16 protein-coding genes, 2 pseudogenes and 1 other annotated feature are annotated in these 16,454 nt (G+C 37.0%); of the genes and pseudogenes, 6 read left to right on the top strand and 12 right to left on the bottom strand.

Features of this window, described 5'->3' with window-relative positions; translation table 11 throughout:
• Positions 1–41: 41 nt before the first annotated feature.
• Positions 42–644 (top strand): 30S ribosomal protein S4, encoded by a 603-nt coding sequence (gene rpsD / locus SB773_RS13690; protein ID WP_002015568.1) that lies wholly within the window; start codon positions 42–44, stop codon positions 642–644.
• Positions 645–1,019: 375 nt separating this feature from the next.
• Here the strand turns inward: rpsD and SB773_RS13695 are convergent, their stop codons facing one another.
• From SB773_RS13695 to acsA, 8 genes are all read right to left on the bottom strand, one after another.
• Positions 1,020–1,148 (bottom strand): hypothetical protein, encoded by a 129-nt coding sequence (locus SB773_RS13695; protein ID WP_044737572.1) that lies wholly within the window; start codon positions 1,146–1,148, stop codon positions 1,020–1,022.
• A gap of 128 nt (positions 1,149–1,276) precedes the next feature.
• Positions 1,277–2,533, bottom strand: a complete 1,257-nt coding sequence (tyrS, locus tag SB773_RS13700; protein ID WP_410590379.1) for a tyrosine--tRNA ligase — start codon at positions 2,531–2,533, stop codon at positions 1,277–1,279.
• 70 nt (positions 2,534–2,603) lie between these two features.
• Positions 2,604–2,832: a binding site (T-box leader), on the bottom strand.
• Between the two features lie 77 nt (positions 2,833–2,909).
• On the bottom strand, positions 2,910–3,155 hold the full coding sequence (locus SB773_RS13705) for a hypothetical protein (RefSeq protein WP_002190896.1): 246 nt from the start codon (positions 3,153–3,155) through the stop codon (positions 2,910–2,912).
• Positions 3,136–3,681 (bottom strand): RNA polymerase sigma factor, encoded by a 546-nt coding sequence (locus SB773_RS13710; RefSeq protein ID WP_016120899.1) that lies wholly within the window; start codon positions 3,679–3,681, stop codon positions 3,136–3,138. The genes SB773_RS13705 and SB773_RS13710 overlap by 20 nt, the downstream gene beginning before the upstream one ends.
• Positions 3,662–4,117 (bottom strand): hypothetical protein, encoded by a 456-nt coding sequence (locus tag SB773_RS13715; RefSeq protein ID WP_410590382.1) that lies wholly within the window; start codon positions 4,115–4,117, stop codon positions 3,662–3,664. The genes SB773_RS13710 and SB773_RS13715 overlap by 20 nt, the downstream gene beginning before the upstream one ends.
• A 66-nt stretch (positions 4,118–4,183) precedes the next feature.
• Positions 4,184–4,741, bottom strand: a complete 558-nt coding sequence (locus SB773_RS13720; RefSeq protein WP_002129424.1) for a maltose acetyltransferase domain-containing protein — start codon at positions 4,739–4,741, stop codon at positions 4,184–4,186.
• A gap of 185 nt (positions 4,742–4,926) precedes the next feature.
• Positions 4,927–5,391 (bottom strand): GNAT family N-acetyltransferase, encoded by a 465-nt coding sequence (locus tag SB773_RS13725; protein ID WP_088293504.1) that lies wholly within the window; start codon positions 5,389–5,391, stop codon positions 4,927–4,929.
• A gap of 152 nt (positions 5,392–5,543) precedes the next feature.
• Entirely contained in the window at positions 5,544–7,262 is a 1,719-nt protein-coding gene (gene acsA, locus SB773_RS13730) for an acetate--CoA ligase (RefSeq protein ID WP_061674734.1), read from the bottom strand.
• 177 nt (positions 7,263–7,439) lie between these two features.
• On the opposite strand from acsA, the gene acuA reads away from it, so the two are divergent.
• The 4 genes from acuA (at position 7,440) to SB773_RS13750 (ending at position 10,911) form a co-directional block, all read left to right on the top strand.
• Positions 7,440–8,072: an acetoin utilization protein acetyltransferase AcuA gene (gene acuA / locus SB773_RS13735; RefSeq protein WP_002112293.1), complete on the top strand. Its 633-nt coding sequence runs from the start codon at positions 7,440–7,442 to the stop codon at positions 8,070–8,072.
• Positions 8,073–8,089: 17 nt separating this feature from the next.
• Positions 8,090–8,734, top strand: a complete 645-nt coding sequence (locus SB773_RS13740) for an acetoin utilization AcuB family protein (RefSeq protein WP_016120902.1) — start codon at positions 8,090–8,092, stop codon at positions 8,732–8,734.
• Positions 8,731–9,897: an acetoin utilization protein AcuC gene (gene acuC, locus SB773_RS13745; protein WP_410590415.1), complete on the top strand. Its 1,167-nt coding sequence runs from the start codon at positions 8,731–8,733 to the stop codon at positions 9,895–9,897. Before SB773_RS13740 ends, acuC begins: the two co-directional genes overlap by 4 nt.
• A 135-nt stretch (positions 9,898–10,032) precedes the next feature.
• On the top strand, positions 10,033–10,911 hold the full coding sequence (locus SB773_RS13750; protein ID WP_410590386.1) for an alpha/beta fold hydrolase: 879 nt from the start codon (positions 10,033–10,035) through the stop codon (positions 10,909–10,911).
• A 302-nt stretch (positions 10,912–11,213) separates the two neighbouring features.
• Here the strand turns inward: SB773_RS13750 and SB773_RS13755 are convergent.
• The 3 genes and pseudogenes from SB773_RS13755 to SB773_RS13765 all read right to left on the bottom strand — a co-directional run.
• Positions 11,214–11,339: pseudogene (locus SB773_RS13755) on the bottom strand (multidrug resistance efflux transporter family protein); the annotation flags it as partial.
• 237 nt (positions 11,340–11,576) lie between these two features.
• Positions 11,577–13,106, bottom strand: a complete 1,530-nt coding sequence (locus SB773_RS13760; RefSeq protein WP_341025888.1) for a cardiolipin synthase — start codon at positions 13,104–13,106, stop codon at positions 11,577–11,579.
• A 314-nt stretch (positions 13,107–13,420) separates the two neighbouring features.
• The gene (locus SB773_RS13765) at positions 13,421–14,605 is read right to left on the bottom strand and encodes a YhgE/Pip domain-containing protein (RefSeq protein WP_410590388.1); all 1,185 of its coding nucleotides are present in this window, start codon (positions 14,603–14,605) and stop codon (positions 13,421–13,423) included.
• 205 nt (positions 14,606–14,810) lie between these two features.
• Between SB773_RS13765 and SB773_RS13770 the strand changes: the two are divergent.
• Positions 14,811–14,977: pseudogene (locus SB773_RS13770) on the top strand (TetR family transcriptional regulator); the annotation flags it as partial.
• Positions 14,978–15,001: 24 nt separating this feature from the next.
• Here the strand turns inward: SB773_RS13770 and gapN are convergent.
• Entirely contained in the window at positions 15,002–16,441 is a 1,440-nt protein-coding gene (gapN, locus tag SB773_RS13775) for an NADP-dependent glyceraldehyde-3-phosphate dehydrogenase (RefSeq protein ID WP_410590390.1), read from the bottom strand.
• Between the last annotated feature and the right edge of the window lie 13 nt (positions 16,442–16,454).

Consider the following 16,454-nt stretch of genomic DNA (forward strand, 5'->3'; position numbering starts at 1 on the left):
ATTTTACGAAAATAAAAACATTTTTAAAGGAGGAGTCAACTATGGCTCGTTATACAGGTCCAGCATGGAAACTGTCTCGTCGTCTTGGAATCTCTCTAAGCGGCACAGGAAAAGAATTAGAAAAACGCCCTTACGCACCAGGTCCTCACGGTCCTAACCAACGTAAGAAACTTTCAGAATACGGTTTACAATTACAAGAGAAACAAAAACTTCGTCACATGTACGGCATGACTGAACGTCAATTCCGTCGCACATTTGACCAAGCAGGTAAAATGCCTGGTAAGCACGGCGAAAACTTCATGATCCTTCTTGAAGCTCGTCTTGACAACCTAGTTTACCGCATGGGCTTAGCTCGCACTCGTCGTGCAGCTCGCCAATTAGTAAACCACGGTCACATCACGGTTGATGGCGCTCGCGTAGATATCCCATCTTACCGCGTTAAACCTAACCAAACTATCAGCGTTCGCGAAAAATCTAACAGCCTTGTTGTTGTTAAAGAAGCGATCGAAGTTAACAACTTCGTACCAGAATACTTAACTTTCGATGCTGATAAGTTAGAAGCTACTTACACTCGTCACGCTGAGCGTTCTGAGTTAGCAGCTGAAATCAACGAAGCATTAATCGTAGAGTTCTACTCTCGTTAATCTCGGTACTCTGCAAAGAGTATTATTAAAAGCCTTAGGAACCTTGTTTATCAAGGGGCCTGGGCTTTTTTTATTTATATAAATGTCGTATGTATAGTAAGACACTTCAAGGAAGTTTTTTCATGAGTTATGGATAATCGTCCTTACTTCTCTTTTATTCATTCCAACGATTGGATTCTCTTTAATACTGGCTCCGTTTATTGTGCAAAATTTTATAATCCATCTTCATTACATGCTGTTATACTTATTCCCTTAAACATATAATCCGTTTTCAGACTACTCCTTATTTCATTACTTCCAAATTATATCTCAATAGAAAAAGCTACCAAAGAAATTAAAACGTTCTCTCTGGTAGCCCTTATTTATATATTAAAATTATTTATTTTCCTCTTTTTGAACGTATACATAAGCATCTTTCTGCTCTTTATGTACATCAACCTTCGTGTTCTCTGCAAGCTGACCCGCATTTAGCAAAGAAAAAATAATGAGCGCTTCTAGTGACATTTTGTTTTACCACTCCTTTCTATTTGTTATACGTTTATCATACCGCTTACATGTGATTTCCGTATGAACTCGAAAAGGAGATTAAAACAAAAAAAGCTTTGAGGAATTTCCTCAAAGCTTTTTATTTATTAGTAACGAATTAAGAAATATTTCTTCTTACCGCGGCGAATGATTGTGAATTTACCTTCGATGCGGTCGTTTTCTGTTACAACGTAGTCTAACGCTTGTGTACGCTCACCGTTTACGTAGATTGCACCGTTAGTTACATCTTCACGTGCTTGACGTTTAGATGGTGAAATTTTACTTTCTACAAGTAATTCGATTAATACTGTATCTTCTGCAGTACGTTCTACAGATGGTACGTCTTTGAATCCTTGCTCGATTTCGCTTGCAGTAAGTTCTGCTACAGAACCGCTGAATAATGCAGCTGAAATTTTAATTGCTTGCTCTAACGCTTCTTCGCCGTGAACAAGTTTTGTCATTTCAGATCCTAATGATTTTTGTGCTGCACGTTTTTCTGGTGCTTCAGTTACTTGCTTCTCAAGCTCAAGAATTTCTTCATGAGATAAGAATGTGAAGTATTTTAAGTATTTAACTACATCGCGGTCATCTGTATTGATCCAGAATTGGTAGAACTCGTAAGGAGTTGTTTTCTCTGGGTCTAACCAAATTGCGCCGCCCTCTGTTTTACCAAACTTCGTACCATCAGATTTTGTAACTAGCGGAATTGTTAAACCGAATGCTTTCGCATCTTCTTCTGATTTACGGATTAATTCAAGACCAGCTGTAATGTTACCCCATTGGTCACTACCACCGATTTGAAGGCGGCAATTGTGTTGTTGGTATAAGTTTAAGAAGTCGTATGATTGTAAAATCATGTAACTAAACTCAGTAAATGAAATACCAGTTTCTAAACGAGATGCTACTGTATCTTTTGCTAACATATAGTTTAAACCGAAGTTTTTACCGATATCGCGTAAGAATGTAATTACATCTAAGTTACCAAGCCAGTCATAGTTGTTAGCCATCGTTGCTGGGTTGTCCACGTTTTCAAACTCTAAGAAGTTTGAAAGTTGGTTTTTAATGCTTTCCGTGTAGTAAGCAACTGTATCTTTCGTATTTAATGTACGCTCTGCTTTTTTACCACTTGGGTCACCGATCATACCAGTACCACCGCCAACAAGTGCGATTGGTTGGTGACCAGCTAATTGGAAACGACGTAACATTAATACTGGTAACATATGACCGATGTGTAAGCTATCCGCTGTCGGATCGAAACCACAGTATAATTTAACGCTTTCTTTTTCTAATAATTGCTCAAGGCCCTCAGCATCTGTTTGCTGGTTAATTAGACCGCGAAATTCAAGATCTTGTAAAATACCCATATCCTACATACTCTCCTTTAAGTTCATTACTGGCGTGAAGGTTGAAAACATAAAAAAATCGCCCCTTTAAATAAGGGACGATTTTGATCATCGCGTTACCACCCTAGTTGCAGACAAAAAAAGCCTACCACCTTATTTACATAACGGCTTAGCACCGTCTTTTCCCTTTTGAATACAATTCAATCGAAAAAAGATGCTCTAGGGGCGTAATTCACGATCATCTATGTGCTGATTTCCACCGACCATCAGCTCTCTAAAACAGGGAAATGATCACTACTTCTCCCTTTCCACGCTCAATTATTCATATACTTTTCTTTATACCATCATTTATATAGGCGTGTCAAATAGAGGTATGAGTTCTTTCCCTACCAATCCTTTATAAAGTCGCAAGGAATATCGTAATAAGAGAAATAACTGGAACACCAACTAATAACGACACATGAAACACAACCGATAAATCATTCCCAATCGTCGCTTCCACAGGATCTTTCGCTGGAGAAGCAAGAAATCCAAGTAATCGATCGAAGCGGCTTACCGTTTTTGGAAAATCCGGTATTTCTACATGATCGCTATCTAAATGCTGCTTTAATTTATATTCATTCTTAAAAGGATTTTCGCTCAATTTCATCCACCTCCAGTAATTGTTTCAATTTCTTTATCCCGTTATGAAGTCTCGACTTCACTGTTCCAACAGGAATATCCAGTACCTCTGCAATTTCTTTTTGCTGCATATCATGATAATAAGAAAGAATCAGGACCGCTCGCTGTTCTTCAGGAACTTTCAAAATTGCTTCTCTTACCGTAAGCCGATCTTCGTGGGAAAACTCTACCTCTTGCATTGGTACTAAAAACGGTAAGAGCGAACGCCACTTTTTTCTTCTATTCAATTTATTAATCATAAGACGGTAACCGATTTGAAATAAATACGTTTTAATTTTTCCTTTTCGGGTTTCATACATATGTTTCTTACGCTCTAGAGTCAAAAACGTATCTTGAACGAGATCTATACTCAGTTGTTCATCACGATTAAATCGATACAAAAATGTATATAGCGCTGGTTTGATTAAAACATATAGTTTTTCTCCGGCTTGCTTATCTCCATTTTGATAAGCAAGCATGAGCTCCTCCTCAATCCCAATCTGCGCCATTTTTTTTGATCTCCTTTATTCCTTTTAACGTTAATGAAATACGGGAAATTAAATATGCACTTGCGACAATGACCCATACTTGTGACTGATTCGTAAAAAATTGAACATATGGGTTTTGAATCGTATGGCCGGTTGAAACTAAAATATTTACCGCCAGCACACATATATATGCATACACTGCAAGACAGACCGAAATTGTATCAAATACATTCCAACGAAAATATATTTTTGTTTTTGTAAAATCAATTTTATTTCCATTTTTTCGTACAATATACTTCTTATCAAACGGAATAAGGATTGAAAAAATAACAATCATAATAATCCCAACTGTAATCATTGAAATTTTAAATCCAATTGGTATAGGTAATAACATACCACAAGAAAACACAACTATAATTCCAATTAAAGCAAAAGTAAGCATCAATTTATTAGACATAAAAAAGCCTCCCTCATCTATTCTTTCATAAATGTATACAAACGAGGAAGGCGCTTCGTTCAAATATTATTTTATTTTTTTTATGATTCTCGCAGGATTCCCGCCAACTACTACATTATCTGGCACATCTTTCGTTACAACAGCGCCAGATGCGATAACTGCATTGTCTCCAATTGTTACGCCCGGATTAATGATAGCTCTTCCGCCAATCCATACGTTATCGCCAATTGTAACTGGTTTTCCGTACTCTGATCCACTTATGCGCTCTACCGGATCAAGCGGGTGTGTTGCTGTATAAATGTGAACACCTGGAGCTAACATACAGTTCACTCCGATTGTAACTGGGCATACGTCTAAAATCGTACAGTCAAAGTTTGCGTAAAAATTTTCGCCAACATGAATGTTATAACCGTAATCACATCTAAAAGAAGATTCAAGATGAATGTTATCTCCAGTCGTTCCGAATAATTCTTTTACGATTGCACTACGTTCTTCTAGTTTTACTTCTGGTGTTTCATTTAATTTTCTCGTTAATATACGAGCTTGCTCCCTGTCCTTTACTAAAACTGGATCAGCCGGTATGTACATTTCCCCTTGTATCATCTTTTCTTTTTCTGTTTTCATTTTACTGCCCCCTTTAACTTATATATATAAGTTATTCATTCTTATAATAGCATACAAAAAGAAAGAGTGTGCTTTAAACACACTCTTTCTTTCATAAAAAATCCGGTTCTTTTCAGCGTCAAATTACATAACGAAAGCCAACTATTTTATAAGAAGTCCCCTTTAAACACTTATAAATAGCTTTCTCAAATGGATTTCATCATATTTATATTTGTAATTTCATACCCTAACTTTTCATATAATCCACGAGCAACTTTGTTATGACCAAAAACATGAAGTCCAATTTTTTTCATTCCTAATTCTTTAGCAATCACTTCAATTTCTTTCATTGCTTTCTTACCATACCCTAACCCTTGATATTGCTCAAAAATAATAAAGTCATAAATAAAACCTACCTCATTATTTGTAGACGCTTGTTGCGCAATCCAAATCATTCCAACTAGATTTTGATCATGAAAGATAGAGTATAAGTAATTGTACTCCGTTTTTTCACCTTTTGGTAACAACCGCTCAAATTCTATTTTGGACAAGTTAACTGCTTCATCTTCACTCCAATTTCCAGCAGCAACTTTATCTTTTGCATAATCATCAATCGCATACTCAAAATAACGCTGAAACTCCTCTTGGTTCATAGGCTTTAGTGTAATCACGTATTTCTCCTCCTGCTATGTTGATTATTCTTTATTTTAAATCTACAATCGCATTGAAAAAGGTAAGCAAACATATTAAACATAACTAATATGTTTGCTTACCTCTATTTTTAAAATTTCAAAGTACGATAATACTTACATTTACATATTATTTAATCTTCCATCGTCGACAAATCGCCTGTTGGTAAGTTTAATTCCCACGCTTTTAATACGCGGCGCATAATTTTACCACTTCTCGTTTTCGGTAATTTATCTCTAAATTCAATTTGTCTTGGCGCTGCATGAGCTGCTAGGCCTTTTTTCACAAATTGACGAATCTCTTCTTTTAATTCATCAGATGGTTCGTATCCCGCACGAAGCGCGATAAATGCTTTAATGATTTCCCCGCGTACTGGATCAGGAATACCAATTACACCTGCTTCTGCAACAGCAGCGTGCTCAATTAATTTACTTTCTACTTCAAACGGACCAACGCGCTCACCTGACGTCATAATTACATCGTCAATACGTCCTTGGAACCAGAAGTATCCATCTTCGTCCATATAAGCTGAGTCACCTGATACGTACCAATCTCCCGGCATGAAGTAAGAATCATATTTTTGTGGGTTATTCCAGATTCCACGCATCATAGCTGGCCAACCTTTACCAATCGCTAAGTTCCCCATTGTGTATGGAGGCACTTCATTTCCTTCATTATCAACAATCGCTGCTTTCACACCCGGAATTGGTTTCCCCATTGAACCTGGACGGATTTCCATACAAGGATAGTTACAAATAACTTGTCCACCTGTTTCTGTCATCCACCACGTATCATGAATACGAAGTCCAAATGCGCTCATACCCCAGCGAATTACTTCTGGATTTAATGGCTCACCAACACTTAATACGTGACGCACTTGTGATAAATCATATTTTTTAATTGCGTCTTGTCCAGCTCCCATTAACATACGGAACGCTGTCGGTGCACTATACCAAACTGTTACACCGTAATCTTGCAGTGCTTCATACCATGCCTCTGGACTAAATCTCCCGCCTAAAATAACATTTGATGCTCCCACTAACCACGGTGCAAAAATACCGTAAGCTGTTCCAGTTACCCAGCCTGGGTCAGCTGTACACCAATATACATCATCTTCTTTTAAATCTAATACCCATTTCGCTGTTTGATAGTGCTGAACCATTGCGTTTTGAGCATGGAGGACGCCTTTTGGCTTACCAGTAGAGCCAGATGTGTAATGTAGAATTAAACCGTCTTCACGGCCTAACCATTCGATATGTAATTCTTTTGAAGCTTGTTCAAATAAAGGATTGAACGCTACAGTTTTACCGCCTTCTTCTGCATTGTCTCCAACAAGGAAGACTGTTTTTAAAGCAGGTAAATCATTTAATGGTATGCGCTCTAACAATTCAGGAGTTGTAATTAACACCTTCGCTTCGCTATCTTCTAAACGATCGCGAACTGCGCCTTCCATAAATGCTTCAAATAATGGTCCAACAATTGCCCCTAATTTCACTGCACCTAAAAGTGCGAAATATAATTCTGGGGAACGCGGCATAAAAATAAAAACGCGATCGCCTTTCTCAACATCGCCATAGTTTTTCAGGACATTTCCTGCTTTATTAGAAAAATCCTTCATTTCCTTAAACGTATATTTCTCTTTTCGCGATCCATCTTGATAATAAAGTGCTACTTTATTCTTTCGATCTGATTTCGCATGCTTATCAATTGCCTCATACGCCATATTTACTCGTCCTGTTTCATTCCAAGTAAAATTTTTATTAACCTCTTCCCAGTTAAAATTCGCGTATGCCTCTTCATAATTCGGCAAATTATTTTCTCCTTTAATGACAGGAAGCGTTTCCACTTTCATACTTTACATCCCCCTCCTATGTATTCTATTATCTATTATAATGACATTATTTAAAATTTTCAGTATTTTTTGTTGATTTTTAGACAAATTTTTAATGACAAAATTCGATTCACATCGCATATATTATAAAGTACGATATTAATAGATTCACAAACCCTCAAGGTGGTGAGCAATAAATTGATTCATAAAAAAATATATAATGCCAGAAACTTAAAAACAGCGAAAGGCACTTTAATTATTGAAGGTCCTGTCTCTACACATAATCTTGAAATGTATGAATTTCATCCAGACTTAATTGCGTTTCGTCCTGCCGAGCAGCAATATAAAGCAATTGTCGAAATTTCTAAATTACCAGAAGCTCGTCTCATTATTGCTAGACATGACCAAACGATCGTTGGATATGTTACATACTTATATCCTGATCCGCTCGAGCGATGGTCAGAAGGAAAGATTGAAAACTTAATTGAACTCGGGGCGATTGAAGTTGTCCCAGCCTTTCGTGGTTGCTCTGTCGGAAAAAATTTATTAGAAGTTTCAATGATGGACGATCATATGGAAGATTACATTATATTAACGACTGAATATTATTGGCACTGGGATTTAAAACAAACAGGCTTAAATGTTTGGGAATACCGAAAAGTAATGGAAAAAATGATGAATGCTGGTGGTTTACAATGGATGGCTACAGATGATCCTGAAATTTGTTCACATCCTGCCAACTGTTTAATGGTCCGCATCGGTAAACGTGTTGATACGGATTCCATTCAAGCATTCGATCGTCTACGTTTTCACAATCGTTTTATGTATTAATAAAGGGGGCAACTGGAATGATTGTAGAAGAAATTATGAATCAAAATGTAGTAACACTACATCCAAACGATACAATCGAAACAGCAATCCGAACGATACGTACGAAAGGCATTCGGCACATTCCAATTGTCGATCAAAATAATCATGTCGTAGGCATTATTTCTGATCGGGATGTAAGAGATGCAAGTCCGTCTATTTTAGATGAACAAGTTTCACTCGATATGCTGAAGCAACCTCTTGAACTCATAATGAAACACCCTGTTATGACTTGTCACCCTCTCGATTTCGTTGAGGAAATTGCGACTTTATTTTTTGAAAATAAAATAGGCTGTCTTCCTGTTACGAAAGCTGGAAAACTCGTAGGTATCATTTCTGAATCTACAGTGCTGCACACGTTAGTAAAATTAACAGGAGCTCATCAACCGAGTTCACAAATTGAAATTCAAGTGAAAAATGAACCTGGTATTCTTGGAAAAGTCGTTGCTATTTTTAGTGATTTACAAATAAATATTGTGAGCGTTCTCGTCTATCCAGCAAAAGATGAGAATGATAAAGTACTCGTTTTCCGCATTCAAACGATGAATCCTCTAAAAGTGATTGATGCACTCGAAACAGAGGGCTACCGCGTATTATGGCCAAACATAATGGGGATGCAAGCATGAGCAGCGCCTTCATTTATTCGGATGACTTTCGGGGCTATTCTTTTAGCCCTGATCATCCTTTTAACCAACTACGCGTCACACTCACGTATGATTTATTACAAAAGAGTGGTTTTATCTCCCCTTCTCAAGTCATCTCGCCAAGAATGGCTACAGATGAGGAAATTGCATTCATTCATACAGAGGAGTACATAAATGCGGTAAAACTTGCTGGAGAAGGAAAGTTAGAAAAATCAATTGCGATGACATATGGACTTGGAACAGAAGATACACCAATGTTTCCAAATATGCATGAAGCAAGTGCATTACTCGTTGGCGGAACATTAACAGCTGTCGATGCTGTTCTTTCTGGAAAAGTAAAGCACGCCCTCAATTTAGGTGGCGGCTTACATCATGGCTTTCGTGGTAAAGCATCTGGCTTTTGTATTTATAACGATAGCTCTATCGCAATGAAATATATTCAGAAGAAATACGGTTTACGCGTTTTATATATTGATACAGATGCTCATCACGGTGACGGGGTACAATGGTCTTTTTACGACGATCCTAACGTATGCACCATTTCATTACACGAAACTGGGCGTTATTTATTTCCTGGAACTGGCGCAGTAAATGAACGTGGACAAGGAAATGGATATAATTATTCTTTTAACGTTCCACTCGATGCTTTTACAGAAGACGAATCGTTTTTAGATTCATATCGAACAGTTGTAAAAGAAGTGGCAGCATACTTTAAACCGGATATTATTTTAACGCAAAATGGTGCTGATGCACATTATTACGATCCACTTACACACCTTTGCGCAACGATGAACATTTACCGTGAAATACCGAAGCTCGCTCGTGAAATCGCTAATGAATATTGCGACGGTCGCTGGATTGCTGTCGGCGGTGGTGGCTATGATCACTGGCGCGTCGTACCAAGAGCTTGGGCACTTATTTGGCTCGAAATGAACAACATCCAAAACATCTCAGGTTATCTCCCTCCAGAATGGATTGACGCTTGGAAAGGACAAGCAGAAACAGAACTTCCCCTCACATGGGAAGATCCAGACAACATGTATAAACCGATCCCCCGTAAACCAGAAATTGAAGAAAAGAATGCATTAACTGTAACGAAATCCCTTGAAATTATTCGGAATAATATGACAAAATCTTTGTACTAAACGAAAAGGAGGCTCGTTTTTGAACAGCCTCCTTTCTTTTATAGCTAGCTATTATTGTCGTTTTCTGTCGGTAAGTCGATATTTTTTAAAAATCGCTGATATATTTTCATTTAATAACGGGTTGGCCCAACTTTTATGAGAAAAGGTAGTGATATTATGTGGAAACAACAAATAATCAGCACAAAACGTGGGACATTCGAACTCTTTACTAAAGGAAATGGCGAACCGCTTTGCATGACACATCACTATTCACAATTTAATGAAACTGGTGATTACTTTGCGGATGTTTTTACTTCTACACATCGTGTATTCCTTATTAACTTACGAGACGCTGGGAACTCTGTAAAAGCCAAAGTAGAAAACGAATTAAGTATGATTGAAACGATTCACGACTTAGAAGCAATTAAAGAAGCTTTGCAATTTTCCACATGGCATTTCGCCGGCCATTCAACTGGTGGTGTGCTTGGACTTTTATACGCGATTACATATCTAGAATCCTTACAATCACTAGTCGTTGTTGGAGCAGCAGCAAGTAACTATACCGAAACACCATTTTGTATTTATCACCCTGCACATCCACAGTTTCATTATATGCAAGAACTTATTGAGAACTTAAAAAGCCCACACCTTACAAGTGAAGAGCGAAAAGAACTATCTACTAAGCGAACCAAATTATCTTTATATATACCAGAACACTATGAATCTTATTTTTATAAACCAATTCATAAATCAATGTCTGCCAATCGGATGAACGCTTTCAATAAAGAATACCCATACTTCAATCTAAGAGATTCCCTTTCCTCTATTCAAACAAAGACGCTTATTACATGCGGCAGACACGATATACAGTGCCCGATTCAGTATTCTATTGAGATGCATGAGGGCATACGTAATTCTATTTTTGTTTCATTTGAGGATAGTAATCATTATCCTTTTTTAGAGGAAGCTGCTCATTTTACTTCTACTATTCAAGAATTTTACAAATCGCTGCGTCAGGAAAATACCTGTCTTTAGTTCCGTTATTAGGCCCAGTACCAGCGTTCTTGTAATCAGGGGCAAAGTAGCGATTAAGTGTAGAAAATCAGCCATATATGCATGTGTTTTGCAGTAACAAAAAGAGTTTCAATTAGTAATGTTACGAATCATTTTTGATACAGTATTTTGTTACAACGAATTCAAGAGTTATAGAATTTATTATTCTTAAGCACTTTATGTAACATAAACGGTCGTTTTTGTTACATAAAACTACTTTGCTCTAAACGTAGCTACGCTGGTAGTAGGTCTCTTTGGAGATGACTTTGCCATCTCTTTTCTGTTCCAGCTTCTGTTACTTGCATACAAATGACACCTGTTAAAATAAATAAGGAAACGAGTAAGCTTCGCACAGGAATTTTACCGCGAACTCGTTTAACCTCTGACTTCGTTTCCAGTGTAATAAAAAATGGTTCTTACGCTCTTTTGGTGACGATTTAAAAATTGTACGTATTAAAGAAAAGATAGAGTCTTGCTTGAACACATTTTCACTCTGAGGTTTCATAAAAAATGAACGATTGTATTGTCAATTAAAAATTCTTTTGTTGTTTCGCCAAATATGCGTAATAACCACTTTTGTTTTGCAGAAAACATGTGATTATAAAAGAAAAAAGTAATCAAATTTGTTTAGATTACTTTTTTCAGAATTATAATAAAGGGGAAATTAGACGCATTAGGGATTCCAGTATTCGTTTTCGAATACTACGTTTTTGAAATGATTTCCATTGAATTTCAGTTGAATGGTTAAAGTCCTCTTCAAAATCACGTTTAATATCAAGAACTGTCTTAGATTCATAAAGTACGCTAATGATTTCATAATTTAGTTCAAAACTACGGACATCCATATTTGCTGTGCCAATTGTTGCAATTTCATCATCTACAAGTACAATTTTAGCGTGCACAAAACCATCTTTATAGCTGTAAATTGAAGCACCGGCTTTTAGAAGTGGTGTGAAGTATGATTGAGATGCGAGATCACTAATGATTCTATCTCTCTTACCTGGGTATAGAATACGGACATCTATTCCAGCTATTGCACTTAAACGTAGTAATGTTAATGTTTCTTGGTCCGGAATGAAATAGGGTGTTGTGATCCAAATTGATTTCTTAGCAGAAGCTATAACAGCAAGTAAAGTATTACGAATGTTTGTATCATCTGAACTTGGTCCACTTGCTACAATTTGAACAGCACCTTCTGCATGAGAATTTTGTTTACCTGGAAAGTATTTTGTATTCATAAATTGATTCCAAGAATAAGTATTTAAACCATTAGTGGCATAAAGCCAATCTTCAAGGAATATTGCTTGTAATTTGTACAATGCTTTTCCTTCTATTCTTAAGTGGCTGTCACGCCAAATTGGGAATTTTTTAGAACGACTAAGATACTCATCACCAACGTTGAGCCCACCTGTAAAACCAATCTCTCCATCTACAATGACAATTTTACGATGGTTACGATAATTTACTGTTTCAAGTGGCCATGACGAAAGAATAGGATCAAATGCCACAACCTCAATTTCTACATCTTTCATAGGTTGTAAGAAACGATTTCGTAATGAATTGCTTCCGATTCCATCATAGAGAAAGCGTACAATTACACCAGATTTTGCTTTCTCAATTAATGCATCGCGAATTTTTGTACCAATTTCATCTGCTCGATAAATAAAGTATTGAATGTGTATATGATGTGTAGCACTTTCAATAGCTTGTATAATGCTTGTAAATGTTTGATCACCATTTGTTAAGAGTTTTGTTGTTGTATTATTGGCGACAGGACCGCCACCGAATTTTTGTACAACATGTGTTAAATAAGTAGAGCGCTCACTTAATGGGGAAGTGAATGATAAATCTAGATGTTTTCCTTCTAAAATCTCACGGAATAATTTTCTTTGCTCTTCTGAACGATGTAGATGCTTCTTTCTTCTCCAACGACTTCGGCCAAAAAGAGCGTACAAAAGTACACCAACAACAGGAAGAAGTGCTAATACTAAAAACCATGCTAAAGTACTTTTTGGTGAACGGTTTTCGATAAAAATAATGAAGGCAATTCCTACTATTGTGATAAACCATAGTACGTCGACAAAGTTGTATAGTGAGGTAATAGATGTATCTAACAGAAAGAGAATGATAGATACAAGTGTAAATACACATAATAATTGAACTTTCGGGTTTTTCATCTTTATAAAATTCACCTATTCTTTCTTAAATGTAGAGTTCGTATATGGGAGCTGTAACCTAGCATTTCTATTAAGGAGAATCACATGGTTGCTGCTCTAGTCCGTCATATCATTTATATAAAATATAATGGATTAATAAATTGTGAGGTTTCTAAGGCTCGTTTCCTCAAGTTTTCTCTAATATATGATCCGATAAATGGAATTTTGTGATATTCCATTTCCTTTTTAATGATGCTGAATAACGCCGAGCTCATGAAAGCCAAAGAGATACAAGGGAAATTCCTTGTATCTCTTTAGCTTTAGATCTACTCTCTCTACACTGACTCAGTAGATAAAGAACCTTTTTGTTTATCTTTCCCTTTGAATACAGCCAATACCATAATGATAAAAGATACAAGTCCAAGAAGCCCCATCGTCTGAACATATGATCCCACTCTGTACCCTCCAAAGAAGAAGCTGCTACGAAATGCTTCTACACTGTACTTAAAAGGAGTCCAAGAATACAACCAATGTTTTGTCACATCAGGAAGAAATTCGTGTGCCAGTGATAAAACTGGCATGGAAAAGAAGAAGACTACCATTAATATTGGTACCCCGACACGCCCAATCCAGTTGAGTACTGCACTTTGCAGAAGGAAGAACATGAAACCAAAGAAAAGTAACAATAAGAAAATTTCTCCTGCGTTCGGTATATATACATCGAGTATAGTATGAGCAATGAAAAGGGTTAAACTTGCAATTACTGTCATGAAAACAGAACCTGCAAGGACCTGTGATAAGACTGACTTTCCTGTAACGCGTCCGTTTGTAAACTTTTGGACAGCTATAAATAAGACTAAAGAACTGATAAGAGTAGTAATCCATAAGATTTGTGTCAGCATAATAGGAATATTTCCATTACCTGTATGTGTTTGAACTGGATGAATTAACTCCGTTTTAATAAGAAATGGGTTGGCTAATAACTTTGCCTGTTCAGTTGTTACTGTCATATTGCTTTGTGAAATCTGATTAAATAAGGTATTACGGATATTTTCGTTTATCCCTCCAATGAACTTATCAATCATTTGGCTCGAAACCGTTGCGGCAGTATAGTTCATTCCTTGATTCACCAAGACTTGCACCTCAGGTTGTTCTCCTTTCGGTGTGGTCAGCGATATAAGTTGCTGGGACATTTCTGGTGGAAACATAATGGCAGCGTAATACTTCTTATCCTTCATCCCTTGCAATACATCTTCTTGTGTTTGTAAGAACGTCCATTTAACTTGGCTTTGCTTATTTTGCAGAATTTTCTTTTTTATTTCATCTCCTAAATTTACACTTCCTTGTCCTGGTAAGTTCACACCTGTATCCTGTATTACTATAGCGATCGGTAAGTCTTTAGGTACAGGGTTAACAGTTGATCCCATAAAAGCAAAACTAGCGATGGTAACAGCAACCATAATGCCTAACAAGCCACCTAGAACCATCTTTTGTTTGAAAAATTGCTTTATTGTAAGCATTTAAAATTATTCCTCCTAGTATTTATTTAACGAAATGATAGATAACAAACAATGTGTAGTTTATAATAAATGCATGTTGTTTATATTGTAATTATATCGTTTTTACTAAACAATTCAATTTACAGTTTAGGCATGAATGTACGATAAAAAACAAAAGAATGAAATCTGTTGTTTATAATGACAATAACGAACAGGGAGGTATAAGGTGTTGAAAAAAGCGGATTTGCCTATTCGGACAAAAAAATTTATACTATGATGCTTTTATTAAACTGATAGGGGGAAAAGGGATACGATGCTATTACCATTCAAGACATCACAGATGAGGCACTTATTAATCGGGCAACATATAGGGAAAAAGAAGCTAATTTAACTTTTAGATTAGCTTCTTTTGTAATATTAAACTAAGTTTAATACAGTTACTTTTTCACGTGTCATAGACTCAAGGCTCTTACGAATACCTTGTGCGCCCATACCTGAACCTTTTACACCGATGAATGGGAAGTGGTCAGGTCCGCGCTCTGTGCGTCCGTTAATTTGAACAGAACCAGTTTCGATTTTGTTAGCAATTGCAAACGCTTTGTTAATGTCTTTTGTGAAGACACTTGCTTGCAAGCCGAACTCTGATTTGTTAGCAATTTCAATTGCTTGTTCATCTGAAGAAACACGGATGATTGGAAGGATTGGGCCGAATGGCTCTTCCCAAGCAACTTTCATTTCTTCTGTTACGTGGTCGATTAATGTTGGGTAAATTAAGTTACGCTCACGTTTGTTACCGATAACGATTGTTGCACCTTTTTCAACAGCATCGTCAACTAAACCTTGAACGAAGTCAGCAGATTTATCGTCGATTAATGGAACGATTGTGCTGTCTTGTTCTGGAGATCCAACTGATAATTTAGCTACTTGCTCTTTTAATAAGCCAACAAGCTCGTCCGCTACGTTTTCGTGTACAAGTACACGTTTAATAGCTGTACAACGTTGACCAGAGTAAGAGAATGCACCGCTTACGATATGGTTTGCAGCATCTTGTAAGTCAGCATCTTCACGAACGATACCAGGGTCTTTCCCACCAAGTTCTAATACAAGTGGAATCATTGCAGCTTTTTTCGCTAAATGTTTACCTGTGTTTGTACCACCTGTGAACGATACCATATTGATACCTTCGTGCTCTACTAAGTAGTCACCAATTACAGAACCGCGTCCTGTAGCTACGTTTACAAGACCTTTTGGAAGGCCAGCTTTATGAAGTGCTTCAACCATTTTAATACCGCTAATTGCACCTTGAGTTGCTGGTTTGAAAATAACAGCGTTACCCATAATTAGTGCTGGTGCAAGTTTTGCAGCAGATAAGTTTACTGGGTAGTTAAATGGTGCGATTGCTAATACAACACCAAGTGGTGCGCGTTGGATAATCGCAAGTTTAGATTTCGTTCCGCCTGGGAAGCTATCGCCCATCATGCTTTCTCCGTGCATATGAAGAGCTTCTTCGATTGTGTAACGAATAAAGTCAGCTGTACGAACAACTTCTTTCTTCGCATCTTTATATCCTTTACCGACTTCTTTCATAATGATATCGGCAATTTCATCTTGCATATTTACGAGCTCCTTAGCCCATTTATATAAATATTTTGCGCGATCTTGTAGAGAAGCTTCCGCCCATGATTTTTGAGCTTCTTTTGCAGATGCAATTGCTTTATCTACTTCTCCGCGAGTGATTGCTTGTACTTGCCCGATTACTTCGTGTAAGTATGGAGATGAAATTTCGGTTGTTTCTCCTGAAGAGCTTTCTCTCCATTCTCCGTTTATATAAAATTTGTACGTATTCTTAGTTGTCATGATTTATCCTCCT

The organism is Bacillus sp. SIMBA_074, assembly GCF_046534555.1.
Lineage (GTDB): Bacteria > Bacillota > Bacilli > Bacillales > Bacillaceae_G > Bacillus_A > Bacillus_A mycoides.